Below are 19,705 nucleotides of genomic sequence, written 5' to 3' on the forward strand. Positions count from 1 at the left end.
GGCTACAAGACGCCGAGCGCCGCCGGGGTCTCCGGCGCGGTGCCCGGCGACTGGACCGTGAAGGCCGGCCCCAAGGGAACCGTCACCTTCTCCGGGCCGAAGGGCGGCGGGCAGAACATCGTCGTCGTCGAGGTACCGGTCGAGGACCCGGTGACGGCACTCGGCAAGGCGAGCAAGAAGGGCCTGGACGAGTACACCGAGGTAGGCGTGACGGTGGTGAACTATCGCTCGTGGAAGGCCGCGGACTGGGAGTACACCTACGTCCAGCCCAACGGCGTCCCGATGCACGGGCTGACACGCTACGTCGCCGTCAACGGCCAGACCGCCTACCAGATCACGTTCAGGGTTCAGGATCTCGACTGGGAGAAGAACTCGGAGATCCTGGGCACCTTCTTCGCCACCTTCACCTCCGCCGACTGAGCCCGCCCGCGAGACGACTTCCCGGTCCGGTCACGAGTGATGACAGACTTCACTCGTGACCGCCGACACCACGCCCCCCGACGTCTCCGGTACCCGCAGTGACGGCGGTGAGCGGATCGCCACGGTGCAGCGGCGGACGCTCGCCGTCCTCTCCGCCGCCCAGATCAGCGGCGGGATCGGCGTCGCCGTGGGACTCGCCTTCAGTTCGGTGACCGTGAAGGAGCTCTCCGGCTCCACGACGCTCAGCGGGCTGGCCGGGACCGCGACGGTGCTGGGCGCCGCGCTGCTGGCGCTGCCCACCGCCAGATCGTCCGGCCGGGGTGGCCGGCGGGCCGGGCTCACCCTGGCCTACGGGTGCGCCCTGCTCGGCTGCCTGGTCTCGCTGCTCGCCCTCACCATGGGGTCGTGGCCGCTGCTGCTGGCCGGGCTGGTGCTGTTCGGCGCGGCCAGCGCGGGCAACCTGGCCTCCCGCTACGCCGCGACCGACCTGTCGGCGCCGGGGCACTCGGCCCGGCACCTGTCGCTGGTGGTGTGGGCCACCACCATCGGGGCGGTCACCGGCCCGAACCTGGCGGAGCCCGCCGAGCGGTTCAGTGCCGGGTTCGGCCTGGCACCGGGTAGCGGCCCGTTCGTCCTCGCCCTGCTGAGCTTCGCGATCACCCTCGGCGTCATCCTCCTCGCCCTGCGCCCGGACCCCCTGCTTCTGGCCCGCTCCGCGTCCCTGCCCCCATCCCTGCCCCCGGACACCGTTCCGGGCGGCACCGCCCTGGACGGCACGGTCCCGGAGGCCGCGTCACCCGCCCCCGGGGAGCGGAGCACGACGCCGCACGGCTCCGGCTCCACTCCCCCCTCGGCCCCGGCCACGGCCTCGGAGAAGGGCGGGGGCACGTTCCGCGCCGCCTGGCGGGTACTGCGTGAGACCCCCCTGGCGAGGCGCGCGCTGGCCGCGATCGCGGTCAGCCACACCGCCATGGTGTCGATCATGTCGATGACCCCGGTCCACCTGGACCACGGCGGCTCGACGTACACGGTCATCGGTGTCGTGATCAGCCTGCACATCGCGGGAATGTACGTGCTGTCCCCCGTGGTCGGCTGGCTCGCCGACCGGGCCGGACGGACACCGGTGCTGGTGCTGGGGATGGGCCTGCTGCTGACCTCCGCCGTCCTCGCGGGCGGGGCCGGGACGCACGACGTCACGCGGATCACCGCCGGGCTGATCCTGCTCGGCCTCGGCTGGTCCTGCGGGCTGATCGCCGGCTCGGCGATGCTCAGCGAGGCGGTGCCGCTGGCACACCGCACCTCCGTGCAGGGCCTGTCGGACCTGCTGACGAACCTCTGCGGCGCGACCGGAACCGTGGCCGCCGGGGTGATCGTCGGCGGTCTTTCCTACGGCGCGCTCGGCGTGGCCGTCGGGGTCATGGTGACGATCACCGGCGCCTGGCTGGTCCTGAGCAGGAACTGACCCGCCGGGATCCGGGGCTCCTGGCCGCTCACGCCCGCCGGGTGGAGCTCACTTGGCGTCGGCGTAGCACCGCACCTGGACCGCCTGCATCGGGAAACGGACAGGAGTCGATCCGAACAGCAGCCGGCTCGCCTCCTCCGCCGCCCTGCCGACCGCCGCGACGACCTCGTCGGCCTGCTCGGCCGGGCAGTGCACCATCACCTCGTCGTGCTGGAAGAACACCAGCCTGGCCGGGTCGGGCAGCAGGCCGCGCAGCACCGCCATCAGCGCGAGCGCCCACTCGGCCGCGGTCGCCTGGACCACGAAGTTTCTGGTGAACCGGCCGCGGTCGCGGGCCGCACGGCCTCCCTCGGGCCCCGAGACCAGCTTTCGCCAGCCGGCCGAGGGCGGCGGCGAGGTGCGGCCCAGCCAGGAACGGACCACCTTGCCCTCCTCCCCCGCGCGGGCGGCGTCCTCCACGAACTGGTAGGCGCGGGGAAAGCGCTGGCGCATCACGGCCAGCAGCTTGGGCGCGTCTCCGCTGGTGCCCCCGTACATCGCCGACAGCATGGCGATCTTGGCGTTGTCGCGCTCGCCGCCGAACGCCTGCGCCAGCGCCTGGTAGAGGTCGATCTGCCCGGCCGCCTTGGCCAGGCCGCCGTCCCCGGCCATGGCGGCCAGCACCCGCGGTTCCAGCTGGGCCGCGTCGGCGACGACCAGCGCCCAGCCGTCGTCGGCCACGATGACCTTGCGCATCAGCTTGTGGATCTGCAGGGCGCCGCCGCCGTTGGTCGCCCAACGGCCCGTCACCACGCCGCCCACCACGTACTCGGGCCGGAAGCGGTGGCCTCGGACCCACTGGTCGGCCCAGACCCAGCCGTGGAAGCTGTAGAACCTGGCCATCTCCTTGTAGGCGAGCAGGGGCGCGACACCGGGGTGGTCGACCTGCCTGATGTCATGGGCCCTGGTGGAGGAGACGGGCACGCCCGCCGCCTTGAACGCCCTGACGATCTGCTGCGGGGAGTCGGGGTTGAACGGGGTGCCGAAGGCCGCCGCCACCTGGTCGGCCAGGGCCTGGAGCTTGGCGGGCCGCATGCCGTGCACCGGGCGCGGGCCGAGCAGGTCCGTCAGCAGCTCGTCGTGCACGTCCTCGCGCCAGGGCATGCCCTCGGCGGCCATCTCCGCGGCGATCAGCGCCCCGGCCGACTCCGCGGCGACCAGCAGCCGGAACCGCCGCGGGTCCGCGGTGGCCTCGATGCGCCGCAGCTGGTCGGCGTGGACCTCGGCGACCAGGTCCGCGTCGGGGGCCGGCGTCTCCTCCTCGAAAAGGGTGGCCTGCCGCGCCTGGGGCCCCTGATGGTCGTCCGGCACGGGGAGGCCGTGCAGCCTGGCGTGGGCGGCCCTGGCCGAGCGGGGCTCGCCGAACCGTCCCTCGTGGGCCAGGAGCAGGCTCTCGGTCAGCGCCAGGTCGTGGCAGCGCGCCAGCCGCACGCCGGCGGCGAGCAGCGCGGGATAGACCTCCCGCGTGTCGGCCCAGACCCAGCGTGGCTGCCGGGCCTCCAGCTCGCGGACCGCCGAGACCAGATCGGCGACGGCCACGGCGGACTCGCCGTCCACGCGCAGAACGCCCCCACCGCCGGGGGCGGCCGCGACTGACACGTTCATACGCCAACAGTGCCACGCCGATACGACATTCCGGCCGGGTCAGCCGAGCGGTATGACGATCTCGTCCTCGAGCGGGGGCTCGATCTCCTGCGGCAGGCAGCCGGTGGCGGCGAAGCAGCGGATCCGTAAGACCTCGGGCGTCACCGAGACGTGCAGGAAGCTCTTGAAGAACGGCGGGGTGTCCCAGTCCGACAGCTCCGACAGGTAGCGGTGGAAGATCCTGCCCACCGGAAGCCGGAACGGCATCGGCCAGCCGCCGAGGATCCGGGCCGCCCATCTCATCCGCCGGGTGATCGGCACGGCCGGGATGTCCCGTACCGGGGTGTTGCCGATCTGCCGGGACATCAGCGCCGCGCTCTCGTCCGGCGTGAGGTAGAGCCACCGCATGCGCAGCCGGTCGCTGTAGAGCCTGCTGTAGAACGACAACGAGTCACCGCGGAGCGGGTAGCACCTGTAGTCGTCCTCGTGCAGGCCGCCGACGGTGACCCTGGGGATGGTGTGGGTGGCGTGCATGAAGGCCCCCGAGCCGCCCGCCACGATGTACTGGATGGTCCGCTCCCCGACCTTGATCGGGAAGCGCTGGTAGTTGTGCACGTCGCCGCCTATCGCCGCGACGTAGTTGTGCGCGGGGTCGGTGACGATGTCGTCGACGGTGCCGCCCCCGGCCAGCTTCGACGGCTTGTAGTCGTTGCGGGTGTAGATGGGCTTTCCGGTGATCAGCACCTTGGGCCGGGGATCGCGGGAGACCTCGCGCAGCCAGCCGGCCTGCTCGGAGTCGATGTCGCCGCGAATGCCGGTGTCCACGCCGACGATGAGCAGCCCGGGGGTCTCCATCGCCCAGTAGGGGGCCGGCTGCACGGCCTGCTGCTCGGGTCCTGACCGCCGCTCGCGCGCCCTGGCCAGCCGGGCCTCGTCGATCTTCTCGGGCCTGCGCCAGAGCAGGCCGCGCAGCCCGGAGGGCGAAGGCCCGCCCCCCTCGCCCTCCGCCTCCAGCGGCGGGGCGTCACAGAAGACGCGCATGAAGCCGCCGAGCCCGTCGTACCAGTCGTGATTGCCGGGGATCGCGTAGATCGGCGCCCGGTAGTCCTGGTAGGGGCGGAAGAACTTGTCCTCGTACTCGTTCCCCGAGCCTGTGGGGTAGATCACGTCACTGGCGACGACCGCGAAGGCGGTGTCCTCGCCGATCCTGAGCATGCCCGGCACCACGGCGTACTGCGAGGAGTCGCCCTCCCCGGTGTCACCGAGGACCAGGAAGGAGAACTCGGGACCGACGTCCATCGGGATGCGGAAGGAGGGGTCGGCACCCCGGGCCCGCTGGGACGCCACCCAGCGCGCCCGTACCTGCCCCGACGGGTCTCCGAACAGGGCCGCGAGGACCTCGTTCCTGGAGCGCCAGACCGTGCGCACATCGAGCCAGGAGAAGGGTTTCCGGCTGGGCAGCAGGTCCTCGAAGGTCCCCCTGTGCGTGCAGGACCAGCCCGCGCCCTCCTTGGACACCCGGGAGGAGACCTCACGCCCGCGCTGCGCCGCCCGTCCGACATCGACCATGACCATATCTTGGCAATGATCTTAAGAAGTCGCACCCGGATCGCAGGCAATAAAGGAGGACGATCCACATCAGAAGCGACTGAACCGGAAATCGTCCGAGAGAATCCGGCGGCGGCCGGCGCGAGGTCGTCCCGCGGCCTGGAGCGCTCCCCTCACCTCGCCGTGACCCCGGCCAGGTGCGTGGTTCCCCGGCGGTTCCCGCTCGCCCCCTTCCACCGGAACCCGCCACGGACCCGCCGGGAGAGCGGCTCACCCCGCGCCGATCTCTGGAATACAGTTCCACCGTGTACGCCTACTGGGAGACCGTTCCGACCAGGTGGAAGGACAACGACGTCTACGGCCACGTCAACAACGCCGTCCACTACTCGATGATGGACACCGTGATCAACACCTGGCTGATCAGGAGCGCGGGCCTGGACATCCACGACGGCGACGCCATCGGCCTGTGCGTCGAGTCGCACTGCGTCTACAAGGCGTCGGTCTCCTTCCCCGAACCCGTCCGGGTCGGGCTGCGGATCGGGCACCTGGGCCGTTCCAGCGTCCGCTACGAGCTCGGGCTGTTCCGCGAGGACGGCGAGACGGTCGTGGCCGAGGGCCACTTCGTCCACGTGTTCGTCGACCGGGAGACCCGGCGGCCCGCCGGGATCCCCGGGCCGCTCCGCGAGGCCATGGAGAAACTGGTGGTCACCGGTTGACCTCCCCTCGCCCGCCGGAAGCCGGAAATCGGAAACCGGAAGGCGCCCCCGGGAGACCCGCCGGAAAGACGGGCCTCAGGAGACGGGCTTCTCCGGGGCGACCAGGACGCCCGGGTTGAGGATGCCCTCGGGGTCGAGCCGGTCCTTGATCCCGCGCAGGATCTCCACCCCCAGATCGCCGATCTCGACCGCGTGGGCCTCCCGGTGGTCGCGGCCGACGCCGTGGTGGTGCGAGATGGTGCCCCCCGCCGTGACGATCGCCTCGTTGACCGACCGCTTGGCCGTCTCCCACTGCCCGACGGGGTCGTCGGTCTGCGCCGTGACGACCGTGAAGTAGAGGGAGGCGCCGGTGCCGTACACGTGGGAGATATGGCACATCACCAGCGGTGAGCCGAGCGAGGCGTGCAGCGAGAGCCGCACGGCCTCGTACAGGCGGGGCAGGTTGGACCAGAATCCGGCGGTCTCCAGTGTCTCGACGGTCGCCCCTGCGGCGAGCAGCGAGTCGCGCAGGTAGGGCGCGGAGTAGCGTCCGTAGGCCCACGACTCGCCGGGGCCGGGGCCGAGGTAGACGCCGCCGAGCCCGGACGCCACGGCGGCGACCCGTTCCCGCAGGGCGGGCACCTCCGAGAAGCCCTCGTACCCGGCGACGGCCAGGCAGCCCGCGTCGGCGGACAGCGCGCCGATCTCGCTCGGCCTGGCCAGCCCGATCATCGTCTCGGTCTCGTCGGACAGGCGCAGCACCGTGGGCAGGGCGCCCTCCTGGGCCAGGCGCCGCAGCGCGGCCGAGCCCGCCGCGAACGACTCGAACCGCCATCCCTCGTAGACGCGCTCGGCGGGCGCCGGCCGGACGCGGAGTCTCAGGGAGGTGATCACGCCGAAGGCCCCCTCCGACCCGAGGATCACCTGGCGCAGGTCGGGCCCGGCGGCCGAGGCGGGCGCCCGGCCCAGGTCGAGGGTGCCCCGCGGGGTCGCCACGGTCATGCCGACGACCATGTCGTCGAAGCGGCCGTAGCCGGCCGAGGCCTGGCCGCTGGAGCGGGCGGCGGCGAAACCGCCCAGCGTGGCGTACTCGAACGACTGCGGGAAGTGTCCTAGGGTGAGCCCGTGCCCAGCCAGAAGCTGCTCGGCCTGCGGGGCGCGCAGCCCCGGTTCCATCTCGGCGACCATCGACTCGCGGTCGACGGCGACCAGCCGGTTCAGCCGGGCCAGATCCAGCGCGACGACACCGGCGAAGCCCTGCCTGGTCGCGACCAGGCCGCCGACCACAGAGGTGCCGCCGCCGAACGGGACCACCGCGACCCGGTGCGCGGCACAGGTCGCCAGGACCGCCAGCACCTCATCGTGGGAGCCGGGCAGCACCACGGCGTCGGGCGCGTCGGAGCCGTCTCCGGCGCGCATGCGCAGCAGGTCGGGGGTGGACTTGCCGCGGGTGTGCCGGAGACGGGCGTCGTCGTCGAAGCGCACGTGGTCGGCGCCGACGACATCGCGCAACGCGGTGAGAACCAGCGGGGACAGGGCCACGGCGGGCAGGCGCACCTCGCCGAAGTCGGCGGCCCGGTCCCGCGGCGGGCGCACGCCCAGCATCTCGTGGAGCAGCTTGCGAATCGGTCCCGGCAGGTCGGCAGCCTTGGCGGGATCCCCCCAGCCGGACCAGAGCATGGGTTCCGCGGCACTCGTCGGTTTTTCCACCCCTACACTGTGACATATGACGTCCATCCGTCACAACGCGGCCGCGGAGAGCGGCGACCAGATCCTCGACGCCGCCCGCGAGGTGGTCCTCGCGGTGGGGGTGCGGCGAGCCACGCTCACCGACGTGGCCCGCCGGGCCGGGGTGTCCCGCATGACGATCTACCGCCACTGGCCCGACATGCGCAGTCTCGTCGCCGACCTGATGACCCGCGAGTGGGTGCGCGTCGCCGCCCGGTTCGCCACCGAGGACCCGGTCGCCGCGGCGGTGGCGGTGGTGCGGGCGCTGCGCGACCACCCGCTCTGGCGGAAGATCGTCGAGGTCGACCCCGAGCTGCTCCTGCCCTACCTGCTGGATCGCCGGGGCTCAAGCCATGAGGCCATGCTGAGCCTCGTCGAGTCGGCGATCGTCGCAGGACAGGGTCTCGGCACCGTGCGCCCCGGTGACGCGGCGAGACTGGCCAGGGGCGTGCTGCTGACGGCCCAGTCGTTCCTGCTCTCCGGCCCCACCATGCTGAACCCGCTCACCAGGGACGATCTGGACGCCGAGCTCGCCACGCTCCTGGAAAGGTACCTACGACGGTGAAATCGTCTCTCAACGCCGCCCGCCGCGCCCGCGAGCTCGCCGAGGTCCGCGACCTCGTGGTGGACGTGCTGGTGGTGGGGCTGGGCGCGACCGGTGCCGGGGCGGCGCTCGACGCGGCCTCCCGAGGTCTCTCCGTGGCCGCGATCGACGCCCACGACCTGGCGTTCGGGACCTCCAGGTGGAGTTCCAAGATGATCCATGGCGGGCTCCGCTATCTGGCCAGGGGGCAGGTCGGGGTGGCGTACGAGAGCGCGGTGGAGCGTGGCCACCTGCTCGGCCGCATCGCGCCGCACCTGGTCAGGGCGCAGCCCTACCTACTGCCGCTGGTCCCCGCGGTCTCCCGCCGCCAGGCGGCGCTGGTGATGACCGGGTACCGGCTCGGCGAGGGGCTGCGGATCGCGGCGGGCACGCCCCGCCACCTCCTTCCCGGCCCCCTGCGCATCTCCGCCGAGCAGGCGCTCGCCCTCGCCTCCCCGCTGGATTCGCGCGGGCTGCGCGGCGCCCTGCTGTCGTGGGACGGGCGGCTGACCGACGACGCCCGCCTGGTGGTCTCCGTGGCCAGGACCGCCGCCCGCTGGGGGGCGAGGGTGCTGACGCGCTGCCGGGCGCTGGAGGTGTCCGGCGAGGGCGCGCTGGTCCGCGACGAACTCGGCGGGGACACCTTCACGATCCGGGCCAGAACGGTGGTCAACGCCACCGGGGTCTGGGCCGCCGGGCTCCACCCGGACATCCAGATGCGCCCCTCGCGCGGCACCCATCTGGTACTGCGACCCGAGACGCTGCCGGGTCTGGCCGCGGGGCTGCACATCCCGATCCCCGGCGAGAGCAACCGGTTCGCACTGGTGCTCCCCCAGTCCGACGGGCGGATCTACGTCGGCCTCACCGACGAGCCGGTGGACGGTCCCGTCCCGGATGTCCCGCAGGCACCGGAGGAGGACGTGACCTTCCTGCTCTCCGTCCTGAACTCCGTACTTGAGGAGCCGGTACGGCGTGCGGACGTCGCCGGCACCTACGCGGGGCTGCGGCCGCTGCTCGCCGCCGACGGCCGCACCGCCGACCTGTCCAGGAAGCACGCGCTACTGGCCACGCCGGACGGGATGGTGACGGTGGTGGGCGGCAAGCTGACCACATACCGGCGGATGGCCGAGGACGCGGTCGACCGGGCCGTGTCGCTCGGCGGCCTCAAGGCGGGCCGGAGCCGCACCGCGAGCCTGCCCCTCGTCGGGGCCGTCCGGCCGGACGGCTGGAGCGGCAAGGGTACGGACCGGCTCCTGGAACGGTACGGGAGCGAGGCGGGCGCCGTGCGGGCGCTGATGGCCCGCGAGCCCTGGCTGGCCGAGGCCGGCCCGACCGGGGTCACGGGGGCCGAGCTCGTCTGGGCGGTCAGGCACGAGGGTGCCCTGGACGTGGACGACCTCCTCGACCGGCGGACCAGGATCGGCCTCGTCCCCGCCGACCGTGAGGCCGCCCTCCCGCTGGCGCGCGCGGCACTGGCCCACTGACAGCACTGACAGCACTGACAGCACTGACACCGCCGGCGTGCTTTTACCCGCCTATGATCCTTCTCCTCCTGCGCCCCCCTGGCCCGGCTGTTAGGTTAGTCTTGCCTAACTCAGAGCGAGGAGAGAGTGTGATCACGGGCTGCGGCGCGAGCATGGCGAACATGACGGGCAGGGGATGCGAGCACCCCCGGGGCTGCCATACCGGCGAACTGCCCGTCCACGCCAGCGCGACCGTCGGGGCCCGCTTCTGGCTGCTGATCGAGCACTCCGGCCCCTGGGCCTCCCACCTCGAGGACTGCAAACTTCCCGAGGGCGTTCACACTCTTATCAAACGGGCCACGCGGCTCGGCATCCGGCCCCAGCTGATTCGCCGCCCGGGTCGCAGAAACCCCGTGGAAACCGGCATTCACGTCATGGTCGCCGACTCCACCGCCGCCGAGCCGTGGATCGCCGAAGGCGTCTTCGCAGGTCCAGACGATCTTGACCTTGACAGCGTGGTGGCCGGAGTGGTCCCGGAGTCCTGCATACTTGTGAGTGAGCCGGTTTTTCTGGTCTGCACGCATGCCAAGCGCAACGCGTGCTGCGCCCGCATTGGACTACCCCTAGCTCGGTCCTTGGCGAAATCATTGCCGGACACAGTATGGGAAACATCACATGTTGGCGGCGATCGATACGCCGCCAACCTCGTGTGCTTGCCACACGGGCTTTACTACGGCAGCATGTCTCAGGCTGCTGCGATCGCGGCAGCCGACGCGTACCGGTCCGGCGAGATCATTCTTGACCGTTTCCGGGGACGCGCAGGCATCCCTGAGCCACTGCAGGCCGCTGAGCATTTCATCCGCATTCATACGGGTGAACTCTCGGTTGGCGGAGTGGCCGTGGAATCCTCCAGGTCGGACGGCGCCGTCACCGAGGCATTTGTGCGCGGTAGTGGCGCTCGTTTTCGGGTAGTGGTTGAACCCATGACGCTGACAACGCCATGTGGTACGGCTTGCGCCGATACGATCACTACCTACCGGCTGGTAGCGCTGGACAGGCTGACCCCTGTGCTGTACGCCACGTCCGCGCTGACCTGACCTGAGGGAACATCACGGCCAATCCAGGCGTTGGATCCAGGGACGCCACAAGCGTCCAAATGCGGCATCAACCAGAAATACCTCTCAACTATAAGGTGGTTTTCTCATGTCTCAGGTACGTCGGCAGACCGCCCGGCCTCGGCCCAGCTGGGGATGGCAGGATGACGCCGCGTGCCGGGGCGAGGACCTCGTGCTCTTCTTCGGTCCCGACGGTGAGCGTCAGCCCGAGCGTGACATCCGCGAACGTAAGGCCAAGGCGATCTGCGCCCAGTGCCCTGTTCGCGCCGAGTGCCTGGACTACGCGCTGTCCCGTCCGGAGAAGTACGGCACCTGGGGCGGTCTGAACGAGGACGAGCGCGCCTCCGAGCGTCGCCGTCGCATGCGCCGCGCCGCCAGCGCCGGCATCAGCGCCGTCGCCTGAGCAGTACCTCCACCCGGCTTCCCCCGCACGTGTGATCTCGCGCACCCCTTGCGAGATCACACGTTGTCGTGTCGGGCCCCGCACATGCGGTGTCTGAAGCAGATCACCGCACGGCGGGCATTTCCGCGTTTCACGGCCTGTTGCGGCCCGGCTTTCGCATCTCCTTGTGGATGATCTTCCACTTGCTCTGCAGTTCCTTGCGGAGCCGCGCGTCACTCCTGGAGGCCATCCACGCGGCCTCCCTCTGGAGCTTGTTCCAGCTCTCCAGCCTCCGCTCGGGAAGCGTGCCGTCCTCGATCGCGGCGAGCACCGCGCAGCCCGGCTCGCTGTCGTGGCGGCAGTCGCCGAACCTGCAGCGCTCGGCGAGTTCCTCCAGGTCGGAGAAGACCATGTCCACGCCCTCGCCCATGTCGTACAGGCCGATGCGGCGGATACCGGGCGTGTCGATGATCAGTCCGCCTTTCGCCAGCGGAATGAGCTCACGGTGCACGGTGGTGTGACGCCCCCGGCCGTCGCCGGCCCTGACCTGCTGGGTCTCCATGACACCCGCCCCGGCCAGGGCGTTGACGAGCGTGGACTTGCCCGCGCCGGAGGCACCGAGCACCACCGCGGTGCGCGTGCCCTCAAGGTATTCGCGGACGATGCCGACCCCCTCCCCGGTGACCGAGCAGACCGGGTGCACATCCACCCCCGGCGCCGCCGTGGCCACCTCCCTCAGCAGGAAGTCGAGCCCCTCGCCGATCAGGTCGGACTTGGTGACGAGCACAACGGGACGGCCACCGCTCTCCCAGGCGAGCGCGAGCAGCCGCTCGATCCTGCCCAGATCCGCGGTGTCGGTGGCGTGCAGCGCGGGTTCGGCGACGAAGACGACATCGACGTTGGCGGCGAGCACCTGCCCCTGTGAGTCACCTGAGAGCCCGCTCCTGGAGACCCTGCCGACACCGCCACGCACGAACGCGGTGCGCCGGGACAGGAGCGCCTCCAACTCGAAGCGGCCCTCGGCCAGCCGGCGGAGCCCGACCCAGTCACCGACACAGGGCAGGGCCACGGGATCGGCGGCGGCTTCGCGCCGCACCCGGGCACCGTAGTCGGCCCGGAGATGACCGGAGGCGGACAGCACCTCGGCGGCACCGCGATCGACGCGGGACACCCGGGCGGGAGTCAGACCGGCGGGGAGTTCGGCGGCGAAGAAGTCGTTCCAGCCGAGCGCGGTGAGAGCGGCCGAAGAAGAGATGATTGGCGAAGACAACGTGGGTACACCCTTTTGGAAGGTCGGGTGCCCCGTCACGAATCGGCTAGGCGGGCACCCGGAGGTTGGTGGATGGCATGATCATCAGAACAACCCGCATGATCTCCACCTCCTCGTGGCTCACGGCCGTCCGTCTCTCGAACGACGTCTTCCGGAGAACCATAGCGCAGCCCCTCCCGCCCGGCGCAAACCCATTTTGGCCGTGCCGGGGAACGCGTCAGGGCCCCGGGACGCGTGGCGTCCCGGGGCCCTGACGGATCCGGCCCTTGAAGATCTGTTCAGCCTCGTCGGCACGGCCCCGAGCGTGCCCGGCGCACCGTCCGCGAGGGCTCGGTCACAGACCGGGTGCCGGGAAGTGGGAGGTGAGCTCCCTGACCTCGCCGTGGACTCGGGTGATGACGTGCTTGGCCTCGTCCTCGTCCTTGGCCAGGGCGGTGACGACCTGGTCGATCCAGGCGCCGATCTGCCGCATCTCGGCGACGCCCATGCCGCGGCTGGTCACGCCCGCGGTGCCGATGCGGATGCCCGACGGGTCGAACGGCTTGCGCGTGTCGAACGGCACGGTGTTGTAGTTGGTCTCCAGACCCGCCTTGTCCAGGGCCTGGGCGGCGGGCTTACCACCGATGCCCTTGGGGGTCAGGTCGAACAGGATGAGGTGGTTGTCGGTGCCACCGGAGACCAGGTCGAAGCCGCGGCCGCTGAGCTCCTCGGCCAGCGCCTTGGCGTTCAGGACGACCTGGCGGGCGTAGTCCTTGAAGTCGTCGGTCGCCGCTTCCTTCAGCGCCACCGCGATGGCCGCGGTGGTGTGGTTGTGCGGGCCGCCCTGCAGGCCGGGGAAGACCGCCTTGTTGAGGGCGGTGGCGTGCTCGTCGGAGGTGGCCATGAGCATGGCGCCCCTGGGCCCGCGCAGGGTCTTGTGGGTGGTGGTGGAGATGACGTCCGCGTAACCGACCGGGGACGGGTGGGCGCCACCGGCCACCAGGCCGGCGATGTGCGCGATGTCCGCGGCGAGCACGGCCCCGACCTCGCGGGCGATCTCGGCGAAGGCCGGGAAGTCGATGGTGCGCGGGATCGCGGTACCACCGCAGAAGATCACCTTGGGTCGCTCACGGAGGGCGATCTCGCGCACCTCGTCCATGTCGACGCGACCGGTGTCCTTGCGAACCCCGTAGCGGACCGGGTTGAACCACTTGCCGGTGGCCGAGACCGACCAGCCGTGGGTCAGGTGGCCGCCGAAGGGCAGGCCCATGCCCATCACGGTCTCGCCCGGCTTCAGGAAGGCCAGGTAGATCGCGAGGTTGGCGGGCGAGCCCGAGTAGGGCTGGACGTTGGCGTGGTTCACCCCGAACAGGGACTTGGCCCTGTCGATGGCGATGGTCTCGATCTGGTCGATGACCTGCTGACCCTCGTAGTAGCGCTTGCCGGGGTAGCCCTCGGAATACTTGTTGGTGAGGACGGTGCCCGTGGCCTCAAGGACGGCCTTGGAGACGTAGTTCTCCGAAGCGATCAGTTTGACCGTGTCGGCCTGCCGCCGCTCCTCGGCCTTGATGAGCTCGGCGATCTGCGGATCCACGCTGGAAAGAGCACTCATGCGCCTTCACTCCCCTGTCATCGTCGACATCGCGTGAAGACCCAGGCGCTCGGCCTTCTCGCCCTTCAGCTCCCTGGTGGTCTCTCCCACCCTATGCGCCAGTCGCCGCATAGACGATAGCGGACTAACCCATGCGGCTGGCGCGACCTGCGCCGTCGACCGGCCAGAGCCGGTCGACCTCGGCGTTGAGCGTGGCCCCGATGAGCACGGCCAGCGCGGTGATGTAGAGCCAGAGCAGTACGGCGATGGGCGCGGCGAGCGAGCCGTAGATGGAGACCGGGGAGAACCAGGCGGCGAGCACCGCGCGCAGCACGGCGGCGCAGACGATCCAGATGACGAGCGCGAGCACCGCCCCGGGCAGCTCGCGCCACCAGCGCGTGCGTACGGGCACGCTCACGTGGTAGAGCAGGGTAAGGAAGATCACCGAGCCGATGACGACCACCGGCCAGTAGAGGACGTCGACCAGCGGGGCGTAGTCGGTCGGCAGGGCGCCGCGCAGCGCGACGGGACCGAGAACGAGCACGGGCATCACCACCAGCCCGATCAGCAGGCCCGCGAGATAGAACCCGAAGGACATCAGGCGGGTGCGGATGATACCCCGCTCCTCACCGAGGCCGTAGGCGACCGAGATCAGGTCGACGTAGACGAACAGCGCCCGCGAGCCCGACCAGAGCGCGAGCAGAAAGCCCAGGGAGATCAGCGAGACCTGGTTCTCGGGCTTCAACACGTCCTCGATGAGCGGGGTGACGACGGTGTCGACGGCGTTGTCCGTGAAGAGCAGGTGGGCCTGCTGGTCGATCCAGTCGCTGACGTTCTTGACCGTCTCGGGGCCGAACACCCGGGTCAGCTGGCCGAGCACGCCGATCAGGCCGAGCATGAACGGCGGCAGCGACAGCAGCGCGAAGAAGGCCGCCTCCCCCGCCAGGCCGGTGACGCGGTAGGTGACGCCCGCGTTCGTGGTGGCGGTGACCAGCGTCCACAGGTCGGTTCCGCGAATCCACGCGAGCGCCGTCCGCAGCCGGGCCCAGACATCCATACCGCGAATCCACGCGAGGCCCGTGCGCAGCCATGTCCCGAGCCCGCGCGAAGGGCGCCGCTTGGGCCCGGGCCGCTGGGCCGGGGCATCAGTGGACGTCATGCCACACAACGGTATTCCTAGCCGTGCTTGATCACGAGCCAGGCGGGCAACGATCGAATCTCACCCGCCTGCCCGGGTCACCTGTGGTAGAACGCCTGGGCGTCGTCGCTGTCGACGATCCGGGCGCCCAGCGGCAGCAGGGAGACGGGGATCAGCTTGAGGTTGGCGAGGCCCAGCGGGATTCCGATGATCGACAGGAAGAGCGGGATCGAGGTCAGCAGGTGCCCGATCGCCAGCCAGATCCCGGCCACGACGAACCAGATCACATTGCCGATGGTGGACATCACCCCCGCGTCGGGGTCGCGCACCACGGTCCGGCCGAAGGGCCACAGCGCGTAGGCGGCGATCCGGAACGACGCGATGCCGAACGGGATGGTGATGATCAGAATGCAACAGACGATGCCCGCGAGGACATAGCCGATCGCCAGCCAGATTCCCGCGAAGACCAACCAGATGACGTTCAACAAAGTCCGCATATTCACCAGCATGTCAGGTGAAACAACCTCGCTTCTATCCGGTGCTCCCCTGAAAAATCCCTACCTCTCCCCCTGGCCTAGGGGGGCTCTTCCCTTGCCCGGGGGGCCGGCGAAGGCCTGCGCGACCGCCGTCCAGGCCCTCGCGGTCTCGCCGCGTACCAGCAGGGACGTGTCGGCGAGGTGGCGGCGCTGGACCACCAGGAGGCAGAAGTCGAGCATGGTGCCGCGGACCAGATCGGGGACGCCCGGGGGGCCGGCCGCCCACGGCGATCCGTCGGGCATGGTCAGCTCCACCCGCACCGGCTGTGCCGGCGGCTCCAGGCCGCGCACCGCGAAGCCGTACGGCAGGGCGCGTACCCCGAGCGTCGCCACGTGCCTGAGCCTGGCGGTCGGCGCGCGCGTGACGCCGAGCGCGTCCGCCACGTCCTGCCCGTGAGCCCAGGTCTCCATCAGGCGCGCGGTGACGAAGGAGGCGACCGACATGTCGGGCCCGTACCAGGGCAGCCTGGCACCGGCGTCCAGCCGGGCGAAGGCCTCCAGACCGCGGGCCCTGGCCTCGCGGAACCAGTCGCGTATCTGGCCGGCGGCCAGGCTGCGCGAGGCGACCGCGAGCTCGTCCACCGCGGAGTCGCCACGGGCCAGGAGGGCGGGCAGGGCGGCCCGGAACCCGTCGGGGTCGGTGGCGGAGACGGTGGCGGCGTCGTCGAACCAGGCGAGATGGCTGATCTGGTCGCGCACCATCCAGCCCTCGGCCGGGGTGGCCAGCTCCCACTCCTCTGCGCCGAGCCTTCCGATCATCGCGTCGAGTTCGGCCGTCTCGGCGTGCAGATCCGCCAGCAGCTCGTCCACCAGGCCCATGGCGCCTCCCTGTTCCAGCCAAGGCCAGGGTAACCGAGTAATGTTCTAGAGGGAACAGCGCAGAATGGAGGCATGATCTGCCAGGAGTGCAAGGCACGGCGGCACGAGAAGTGTCGAGGGGGCTCGTGGTGCGACTGCCAGCACAAGCCCGCCGACAGGCCCAGGGAGTCGGCGATGGGCTGGCCGCGCCAGGGATGACCCGGGCCCGGATCTCGCCCTCGCGTCCAGATTGTGGACCCGACATTGGACATCCGGTGCCACCAAGGTATCGTCAGAGACATGCCAGCGGACCCATTGCTCGTCGTGCGACGCCACGTCGACCTTCTGCGTGTCCGCAGTGCCATCTGTTGTGACGTCCGTTAACCGTCGCCCTCTGCTGATTTCACCCAGCTCGGCCGCGTAACAGGCGTCCTCCTCTGAGTAATCGACCCCCGCACTCAACGACGAGGCGGGAGGTGCCGCCCGTGCGCGTCCGGAAATCATCCCATCGAGCCTCAAAAAGGACGCGCACATGACGACCCCGGCCCGGCCGGTCAACCGACACCACAAGCGCCCGCGTGGCGAAGGTCAGTGGGCTCTCGGTTACCGCGAACCGTTGAACAAGAACGAGGAGAACAAGAAGAACGATGACGGGCTCAACGTCCGTCAGCGGATCATCGACATCTACTCCAAGCGGGGCTTCGACTCCATCGATCCCTCCGACCTGCGCGGCCGGATGCGCTGGTTCGGTCTCTACACCCAGCGCAAGCCCGGGATCGACGGCGGCAAGACCGCGATCCTGGAGCCGGAGGAGCTCGACGACCGCTACTTCATGCTCCGGGTCAGGATCGACGGCGGCCGACTCGACCTGGCGCAGCTGCGGGTCATCGCCGACATCTCCAACCTCTACGGCCGGGGCACCGCCGACGTCACCGACCGGCAGAACATCCAGCTCCACTGGATCGAGATCGAGGCCGTCCCCGACATCTGGGAGCGCCTGGAGTCGGTGGGCCTGTCCACCACGGAGGCCTGCGGCGACACCCCGCGCGTCATCCTGGGCTGCCCACTGGCCGGGATCGACACCGACGAGGTCCTCGACGGCTCCGCACAGATCCAGGAGATCTACGACACCTACATCGGCGATCCCGCCTTCTCCAACCTGCCGCGCAAGTTCAAGTCGGCGGTGAGCGGGTGCCCGGCGCACTGCACCGTGCACGAGATCAACGACGTGGCGTTCGTAGGCGTCGTGAACGACAAGGGCGAGCGGGGCTTCGACCTCTGGGTGGGCGGCGGCCTGTCCACCAACCCGATGCTCGGCAAGCGGCTGGGGGTCTTCCTCACCCCCGAGCAGGTCGCCCCCGCCTACGGCGGCGTGATCGGCATCTTCCGCGACTACGGCTACCGCCGCCTGCGGCACCGGGCCCGGATCAAGTTCCTGATCAACGACTGGGGCGCGGAGAAGTTCAGGGAGATCCTGGAGACGGAGTACCTCGGCCACGCCCTGCCCGACGGCCCCGCGCCCGAGGAGCCGCGCGGCGGCCGCAGGGACCACGTGGGCGTCTTCCCGCAGAAGGACGGCAACTTCTACGTCGGCTTCGCACCGAAGGTCGGCCGCCTCGACGGTGACAAGCTGCACCTGATCGCCGACATCGCCGAGCGGCACGGTTCCAACCGGGTGCACACCACCGTCGAGCAGAAGATGGTCATCCTCGACGTGGCGCCCGACCAGGTCGACAGCCTCGTCGCCGAGCTGGAGGCCGGCGACCTGCAGGTCAACCCCTCCACCTTCCGGCGCCAGACCATGGCGTGCACCGGGATCGAGTTCTGCAAGCTGGCCATCGTCGAGACCAAGGCCACCGCGGCCAACCTGATCGACGAGCTGGAGCAGCGGCTGCCCGATTTCAAGAACCCGCTGACCATCAACGTCAACGGCTGCCCCAACTCCTGCGCGCGCATCCAGGTCGCCGACATCGGCCTGAAGGGCCAGCTCGTCGTCAACGACAAGGGTGAGCAGGTCGAGGGCTTCCAGGTGCACCTGGGCGGCTCGCTGGGCGTCAACCCGGGCTTCGGCCGCAAGGTCCGCGGCCTGAAGACCACCTCCGAGGAGCTTCCCGACTACGTGGAGCGGGTGCTGCGCAACTTCGAGGAGCAGAAGAAGGACGACGAGACCTTCTCCGACTGGGTGCAGCGCGCCGACGACGCGGACCTGAAGTGAACGGCGGAACGGATGAGTGAGCGCGCCGTCCCCTTCCACTGCCCGTACTGCGGCGAGGAGGACCTGGAGCCCTACGAGGGCGACGGCGGCTGGTACTGCCGGTCGTGCGCGCGTGCCTTCAAGTTGAAGTTTCTCGGAATCGGGGTGCGCTCGTGACGCGCGGCGAATCCGACGCGGTCCACGCGAGGGCCGGCGAGGCCCTCGCGAGCCGCACGGTCCAGACGGCGAGTTCCGGCGCGACGAGCGCACCGCTCCGCGGGGCGAATGAGGATTGGGTGAACGAGCGATGACACTGGTGGACATCGAGATCGGGTTACGGCAGCAGCGGAGTACTTTCGAGCTGCAGGACATCGTCGAGTCGGCCTCCCGGTTCCTGGAGGACGCCTCGGCCCTGGAGATCATCCGCTGGGCGGCGGCGACCTTCGGCGACCGGCTCTGCCTGACCGCCTCCATGGCCGACGCCCTGCTGATCGACCTGGTCAGCCGGGTCAAGCCCGGCGTGGACGTGCTGTTCATCGACACCGGTTACCACTTCGCCGAGACGATCGGCACCCGTGACGCGGTCCAGCAGGTCTACGACGTGAACGTGATCAACGTGAAGCCGTCCCGGACCGTCGCGGAGCAGGAGCGCGACCTGGGCCCGCGCCTGTTCGGACGCAACCCCGACCTCTGCTGCTACCTGCGCAAGGTCGAGCCGCTCAACCGCGCGCTGGAGCCCTACCTCGCCTGGGTCTCCGGCATCCGCCGCGACGAGGCGGCCACCCGCGCCGGTGTCAAGGTCGTGGAGTGGGACGCCAAGCGCCAGATGGTCAAGATCAACCCGATCGCCAGCTGGACGCAGGACGACGTCGACAACTACATGGCCGACAACGGAGTGCTGATCAACCCGCTGCACTACGACAACTACCCCTCGATCGGCTGCGCCCCCTGCACCCGCCAGGTCGCCCCGGGAGAGGACCCGCGCAGCGGTCGCTGGGCCGGCATGGGCAAGACCGAGTGCGGGCTGCACGTATGACGTGGCGCTCCCCCGGCGCCGCTTCCGTGACACCGCTGATCGCGGTGGCCGCGCGGGACCACGCGGGCCGGCGCCCTGTGCTGCTCGCGATGATGAACCGAACATGAAGGAAGAAGCATGCCTGTCCTCAGCCCCGGTACGTCT

The 19,705-nt window shown here is 70.4% G+C and carries 19 protein-coding genes and 1 riboswitch; of the genes, 11 read left to right on the forward strand and 8 right to left on the reverse strand.

What is annotated here, in order from left to right; all coding sequences use genetic code 11:
• Together ABZ260_RS23490 and ABZ260_RS23495 are read left to right on the forward strand one after the other, a co-directional pair.
• The coding region (locus ABZ260_RS23490; RefSeq protein ID WP_355621328.1) for a hypothetical protein at nucleotides 1–420 on the forward strand (420 nt) is incomplete at its 5' end.
• Between the two features lie 55 nt (nucleotides 421–475).
• Nucleotides 476–1,882, forward strand: a complete 1,407-nt coding sequence (locus tag ABZ260_RS23495; protein WP_355621330.1) for an MFS transporter — start codon at nucleotides 476–478, stop codon at nucleotides 1,880–1,882.
• A 48-nt stretch (nucleotides 1,883–1,930) separates the two neighbouring features.
• Here the strand turns inward: ABZ260_RS23495 and ABZ260_RS23500 are convergent, their stop codons facing one another.
• Nucleotides 1,931–3,526, reverse strand: coding sequence for a bifunctional 3'-5' exonuclease/DNA polymerase (locus tag ABZ260_RS23500; protein WP_355621333.1), 1,596 nt, complete (start codon nucleotides 3,524–3,526; stop codon nucleotides 1,931–1,933).
• Between the two features lie 39 nt (nucleotides 3,527–3,565).
• The gene (locus tag ABZ260_RS23505; RefSeq protein ID WP_355621336.1) at nucleotides 3,566–5,074 is read right to left on the reverse strand and encodes a metallophosphoesterase; all 1,509 of its coding nucleotides are present in this window, start codon (nucleotides 5,072–5,074) and stop codon (nucleotides 3,566–3,568) included.
• A gap of 284 nt (nucleotides 5,075–5,358) precedes the next feature.
• Between ABZ260_RS23505 and ABZ260_RS23510 the strand changes: the two genes are divergently transcribed.
• On the forward strand, nucleotides 5,359–5,769 hold the full coding sequence (locus ABZ260_RS23510; RefSeq protein WP_350916997.1) for a thioesterase family protein: 411 nt from the start codon (nucleotides 5,359–5,361) through the stop codon (nucleotides 5,767–5,769).
• A gap of 75 nt (nucleotides 5,770–5,844) precedes the next feature.
• Here the strand turns inward: ABZ260_RS23510 and ABZ260_RS23515 are convergent, their stop codons facing one another.
• The gene (locus tag ABZ260_RS23515; RefSeq protein ID WP_355621359.1) at nucleotides 5,845–7,428 is read right to left on the reverse strand and encodes an FAD-binding oxidoreductase; all 1,584 of its coding nucleotides are present in this window, start codon (nucleotides 7,426–7,428) and stop codon (nucleotides 5,845–5,847) included.
• 46 nt (nucleotides 7,429–7,474) lie between these two features.
• Between ABZ260_RS23515 and ABZ260_RS23520 the strand changes: the two genes are divergently transcribed.
• The 4 genes from ABZ260_RS23520 to ABZ260_RS23535 all read left to right on the forward strand — a co-directional run bounded on the left by ABZ260_RS23520 (nucleotide 7,475) and on the right by ABZ260_RS23535 (nucleotide 11,040).
• On the forward strand, nucleotides 7,475–8,041 hold the full coding sequence (locus ABZ260_RS23520; protein WP_355621340.1) for a helix-turn-helix domain-containing protein: 567 nt from the start codon (nucleotides 7,475–7,477) through the stop codon (nucleotides 8,039–8,041).
• Nucleotides 8,038–9,543: a glycerol-3-phosphate dehydrogenase/oxidase gene (locus ABZ260_RS23525; RefSeq protein WP_355621343.1), complete on the forward strand. Its 1,506-nt coding sequence runs from the start codon at nucleotides 8,038–8,040 to the stop codon at nucleotides 9,541–9,543. Before ABZ260_RS23520 ends, ABZ260_RS23525 begins: the two co-directional genes overlap by 4 nt.
• A gap of 128 nt (nucleotides 9,544–9,671) precedes the next feature.
• Nucleotides 9,672–10,619 (forward strand): sucrase ferredoxin, encoded by a 948-nt coding sequence (locus ABZ260_RS23530; RefSeq protein WP_355621346.1) that lies wholly within the window; start codon nucleotides 9,672–9,674, stop codon nucleotides 10,617–10,619.
• Nucleotides 10,620–10,725: 106 nt separating this feature from the next.
• Complete coding sequence (locus ABZ260_RS23535; protein ID WP_012893126.1) at nucleotides 10,726–11,040, forward strand: WhiB family transcriptional regulator; 315 nt, start codon at nucleotides 10,726–10,728, stop codon at nucleotides 11,038–11,040.
• Between the two features lie 130 nt (nucleotides 11,041–11,170).
• On the opposite strand, the gene rsgA is transcribed toward ABZ260_RS23535, so the two are convergent.
• The 5 genes from rsgA to ABZ260_RS23560 all read right to left on the reverse strand — a co-directional run bounded on the left by rsgA (nucleotide 11,171) and on the right by ABZ260_RS23560 (nucleotide 16,352).
• Nucleotides 11,171–12,289 (reverse strand): ribosome small subunit-dependent GTPase A, encoded by a 1,119-nt coding sequence (gene rsgA, locus ABZ260_RS23540; RefSeq protein ID WP_355621349.1) that lies wholly within the window; start codon nucleotides 12,287–12,289, stop codon nucleotides 11,171–11,173.
• Nucleotides 12,290–12,623: 334 nt separating this feature from the next.
• A complete protein-coding gene (gene glyA, locus ABZ260_RS23545) occupies nucleotides 12,624–13,880 on the reverse strand; it encodes a serine hydroxymethyltransferase (RefSeq protein ID WP_343967454.1) in 1,257 nt (418 codons plus the stop codon).
• A gap of 32 nt (nucleotides 13,881–13,912) precedes the next feature.
• Nucleotides 13,913–13,996, reverse strand: a riboswitch (ZMP/ZTP riboswitch).
• A gap of 8 nt (nucleotides 13,997–14,004) precedes the next feature.
• The gene (locus ABZ260_RS23550; RefSeq protein WP_355621352.1) at nucleotides 14,005–14,916 is read right to left on the reverse strand and encodes a YihY/virulence factor BrkB family protein; all 912 of its coding nucleotides are present in this window, start codon (nucleotides 14,914–14,916) and stop codon (nucleotides 14,005–14,007) included.
• Between the two features lie 179 nt (nucleotides 14,917–15,095).
• A complete protein-coding gene (locus ABZ260_RS23555; protein WP_355560280.1) occupies nucleotides 15,096–15,494 on the reverse strand; it encodes a YccF domain-containing protein in 399 nt (132 codons plus the stop codon).
• Between the two features lie 60 nt (nucleotides 15,495–15,554).
• Entirely contained in the window at nucleotides 15,555–16,352 is a 798-nt protein-coding gene (locus ABZ260_RS23560; protein WP_355621355.1) for a TIGR03084 family metal-binding protein, read from the reverse strand.
• Between the two features lie 279 nt (nucleotides 16,353–16,631).
• On the opposite strand from ABZ260_RS23560, the gene ABZ260_RS23565 reads away from it, so the two are divergent.
• The 4 genes from ABZ260_RS23565 to ABZ260_RS23580 all read left to right on the forward strand — a co-directional run bounded on the left by ABZ260_RS23565 (nucleotide 16,632) and on the right by ABZ260_RS23580 (nucleotide 19,561).
• Nucleotides 16,632–16,715, forward strand: a complete 84-nt coding sequence (locus tag ABZ260_RS23565) for a putative leader peptide (protein WP_350917820.1) — start codon at nucleotides 16,632–16,634, stop codon at nucleotides 16,713–16,715.
• A 148-nt stretch (nucleotides 16,716–16,863) separates the two neighbouring features.
• A complete protein-coding gene (locus tag ABZ260_RS23570; RefSeq protein ID WP_350917027.1) occupies nucleotides 16,864–18,546 on the forward strand; it encodes a nitrite/sulfite reductase in 1,683 nt (560 codons plus the stop codon).
• Nucleotides 18,547–18,558: 12 nt separating this feature from the next.
• On the forward strand, nucleotides 18,559–18,702 hold the full coding sequence (locus ABZ260_RS23575; RefSeq protein ID WP_184616917.1) for an Insertion element protein: 144 nt from the start codon (nucleotides 18,559–18,561) through the stop codon (nucleotides 18,700–18,702).
• A gap of 130 nt (nucleotides 18,703–18,832) precedes the next feature.
• Complete coding sequence (locus ABZ260_RS23580) at nucleotides 18,833–19,561, forward strand: phosphoadenylyl-sulfate reductase (protein WP_350958080.1); 729 nt, start codon at nucleotides 18,833–18,835, stop codon at nucleotides 19,559–19,561.
• Nucleotides 19,562–19,705: the final 144 nt, after the last annotated feature.

The organism is Streptosporangium sp. NPDC006013 (genome assembly GCF_040614275.1).
In the GTDB taxonomy this organism is placed as follows: Bacteria; Actinomycetota; Actinomycetes; order Streptosporangiales; family Streptosporangiaceae; genus Streptosporangium.

Excerpts from the sequence above, each read along its gene's own strand:
- ABZ260_RS23500 (WP_355621333.1), bottom strand. The coding sequence starts at position 3,526 with ATGAACGTGTCAGTCGCGGCCGCCCCCGGCGGTGGGGGCGTTCTGCGC.
- ABZ260_RS23505 (WP_355621336.1), bottom strand. The coding sequence starts at position 5,074 with ATGGTCGATGTCGGACGGGCGGCGCAGCGCGGGCGTGAGGTCTCCTCC.
- ABZ260_RS23515 (WP_355621359.1), bottom strand. The coding sequence starts at position 7,428 with ATGCTCTGGTCCGGCTGGGGGGATCCCGCCAAGGCTGCCGACCTGCCG.
- ABZ260_RS23520 (WP_355621340.1), top strand. The coding sequence starts at position 7,475 with ATGACGTCCATCCGTCACAACGCGGCCGCGGAGAGCGGCGACCAGATC.
- ABZ260_RS23535 (WP_012893126.1), top strand. The coding sequence starts at position 10,726 with ATGTCTCAGGTACGTCGGCAGACCGCCCGGCCTCGGCCCAGCTGGGGA.
- glyA (WP_343967454.1), bottom strand. The coding sequence starts at position 13,880 with ATGAGTGCTCTTTCCAGCGTGGATCCGCAGATCGCCGAGCTCATCAAG.
- ABZ260_RS23550 (WP_355621352.1), bottom strand. The coding sequence starts at position 14,916 with ATGGATGTCTGGGCCCGGCTGCGGACGGCGCTCGCGTGGATTCGCGGA.
- ABZ260_RS23555 (WP_355560280.1), bottom strand. The coding sequence starts at position 15,494 with ATGCGGACTTTGTTGAACGTCATCTGGTTGGTCTTCGCGGGAATCTGG.
- ABZ260_RS23560 (WP_355621355.1), bottom strand. The coding sequence starts at position 16,352 with ATGGGCCTGGTGGACGAGCTGCTGGCGGATCTGCACGCCGAGACGGCC.
- ABZ260_RS23565 (WP_350917820.1), top strand. The coding sequence starts at position 16,632 with ATGCCAGCGGACCCATTGCTCGTCGTGCGACGCCACGTCGACCTTCTG.
- ABZ260_RS23570 (WP_350917027.1), top strand. The coding sequence starts at position 16,864 with ATGACGACCCCGGCCCGGCCGGTCAACCGACACCACAAGCGCCCGCGT.
- ABZ260_RS23575 (WP_184616917.1), top strand. The coding sequence starts at position 18,559 with ATGAGTGAGCGCGCCGTCCCCTTCCACTGCCCGTACTGCGGCGAGGAG.
- ABZ260_RS23580 (WP_350958080.1), top strand. The coding sequence starts at position 18,833 with ATGACACTGGTGGACATCGAGATCGGGTTACGGCAGCAGCGGAGTACT.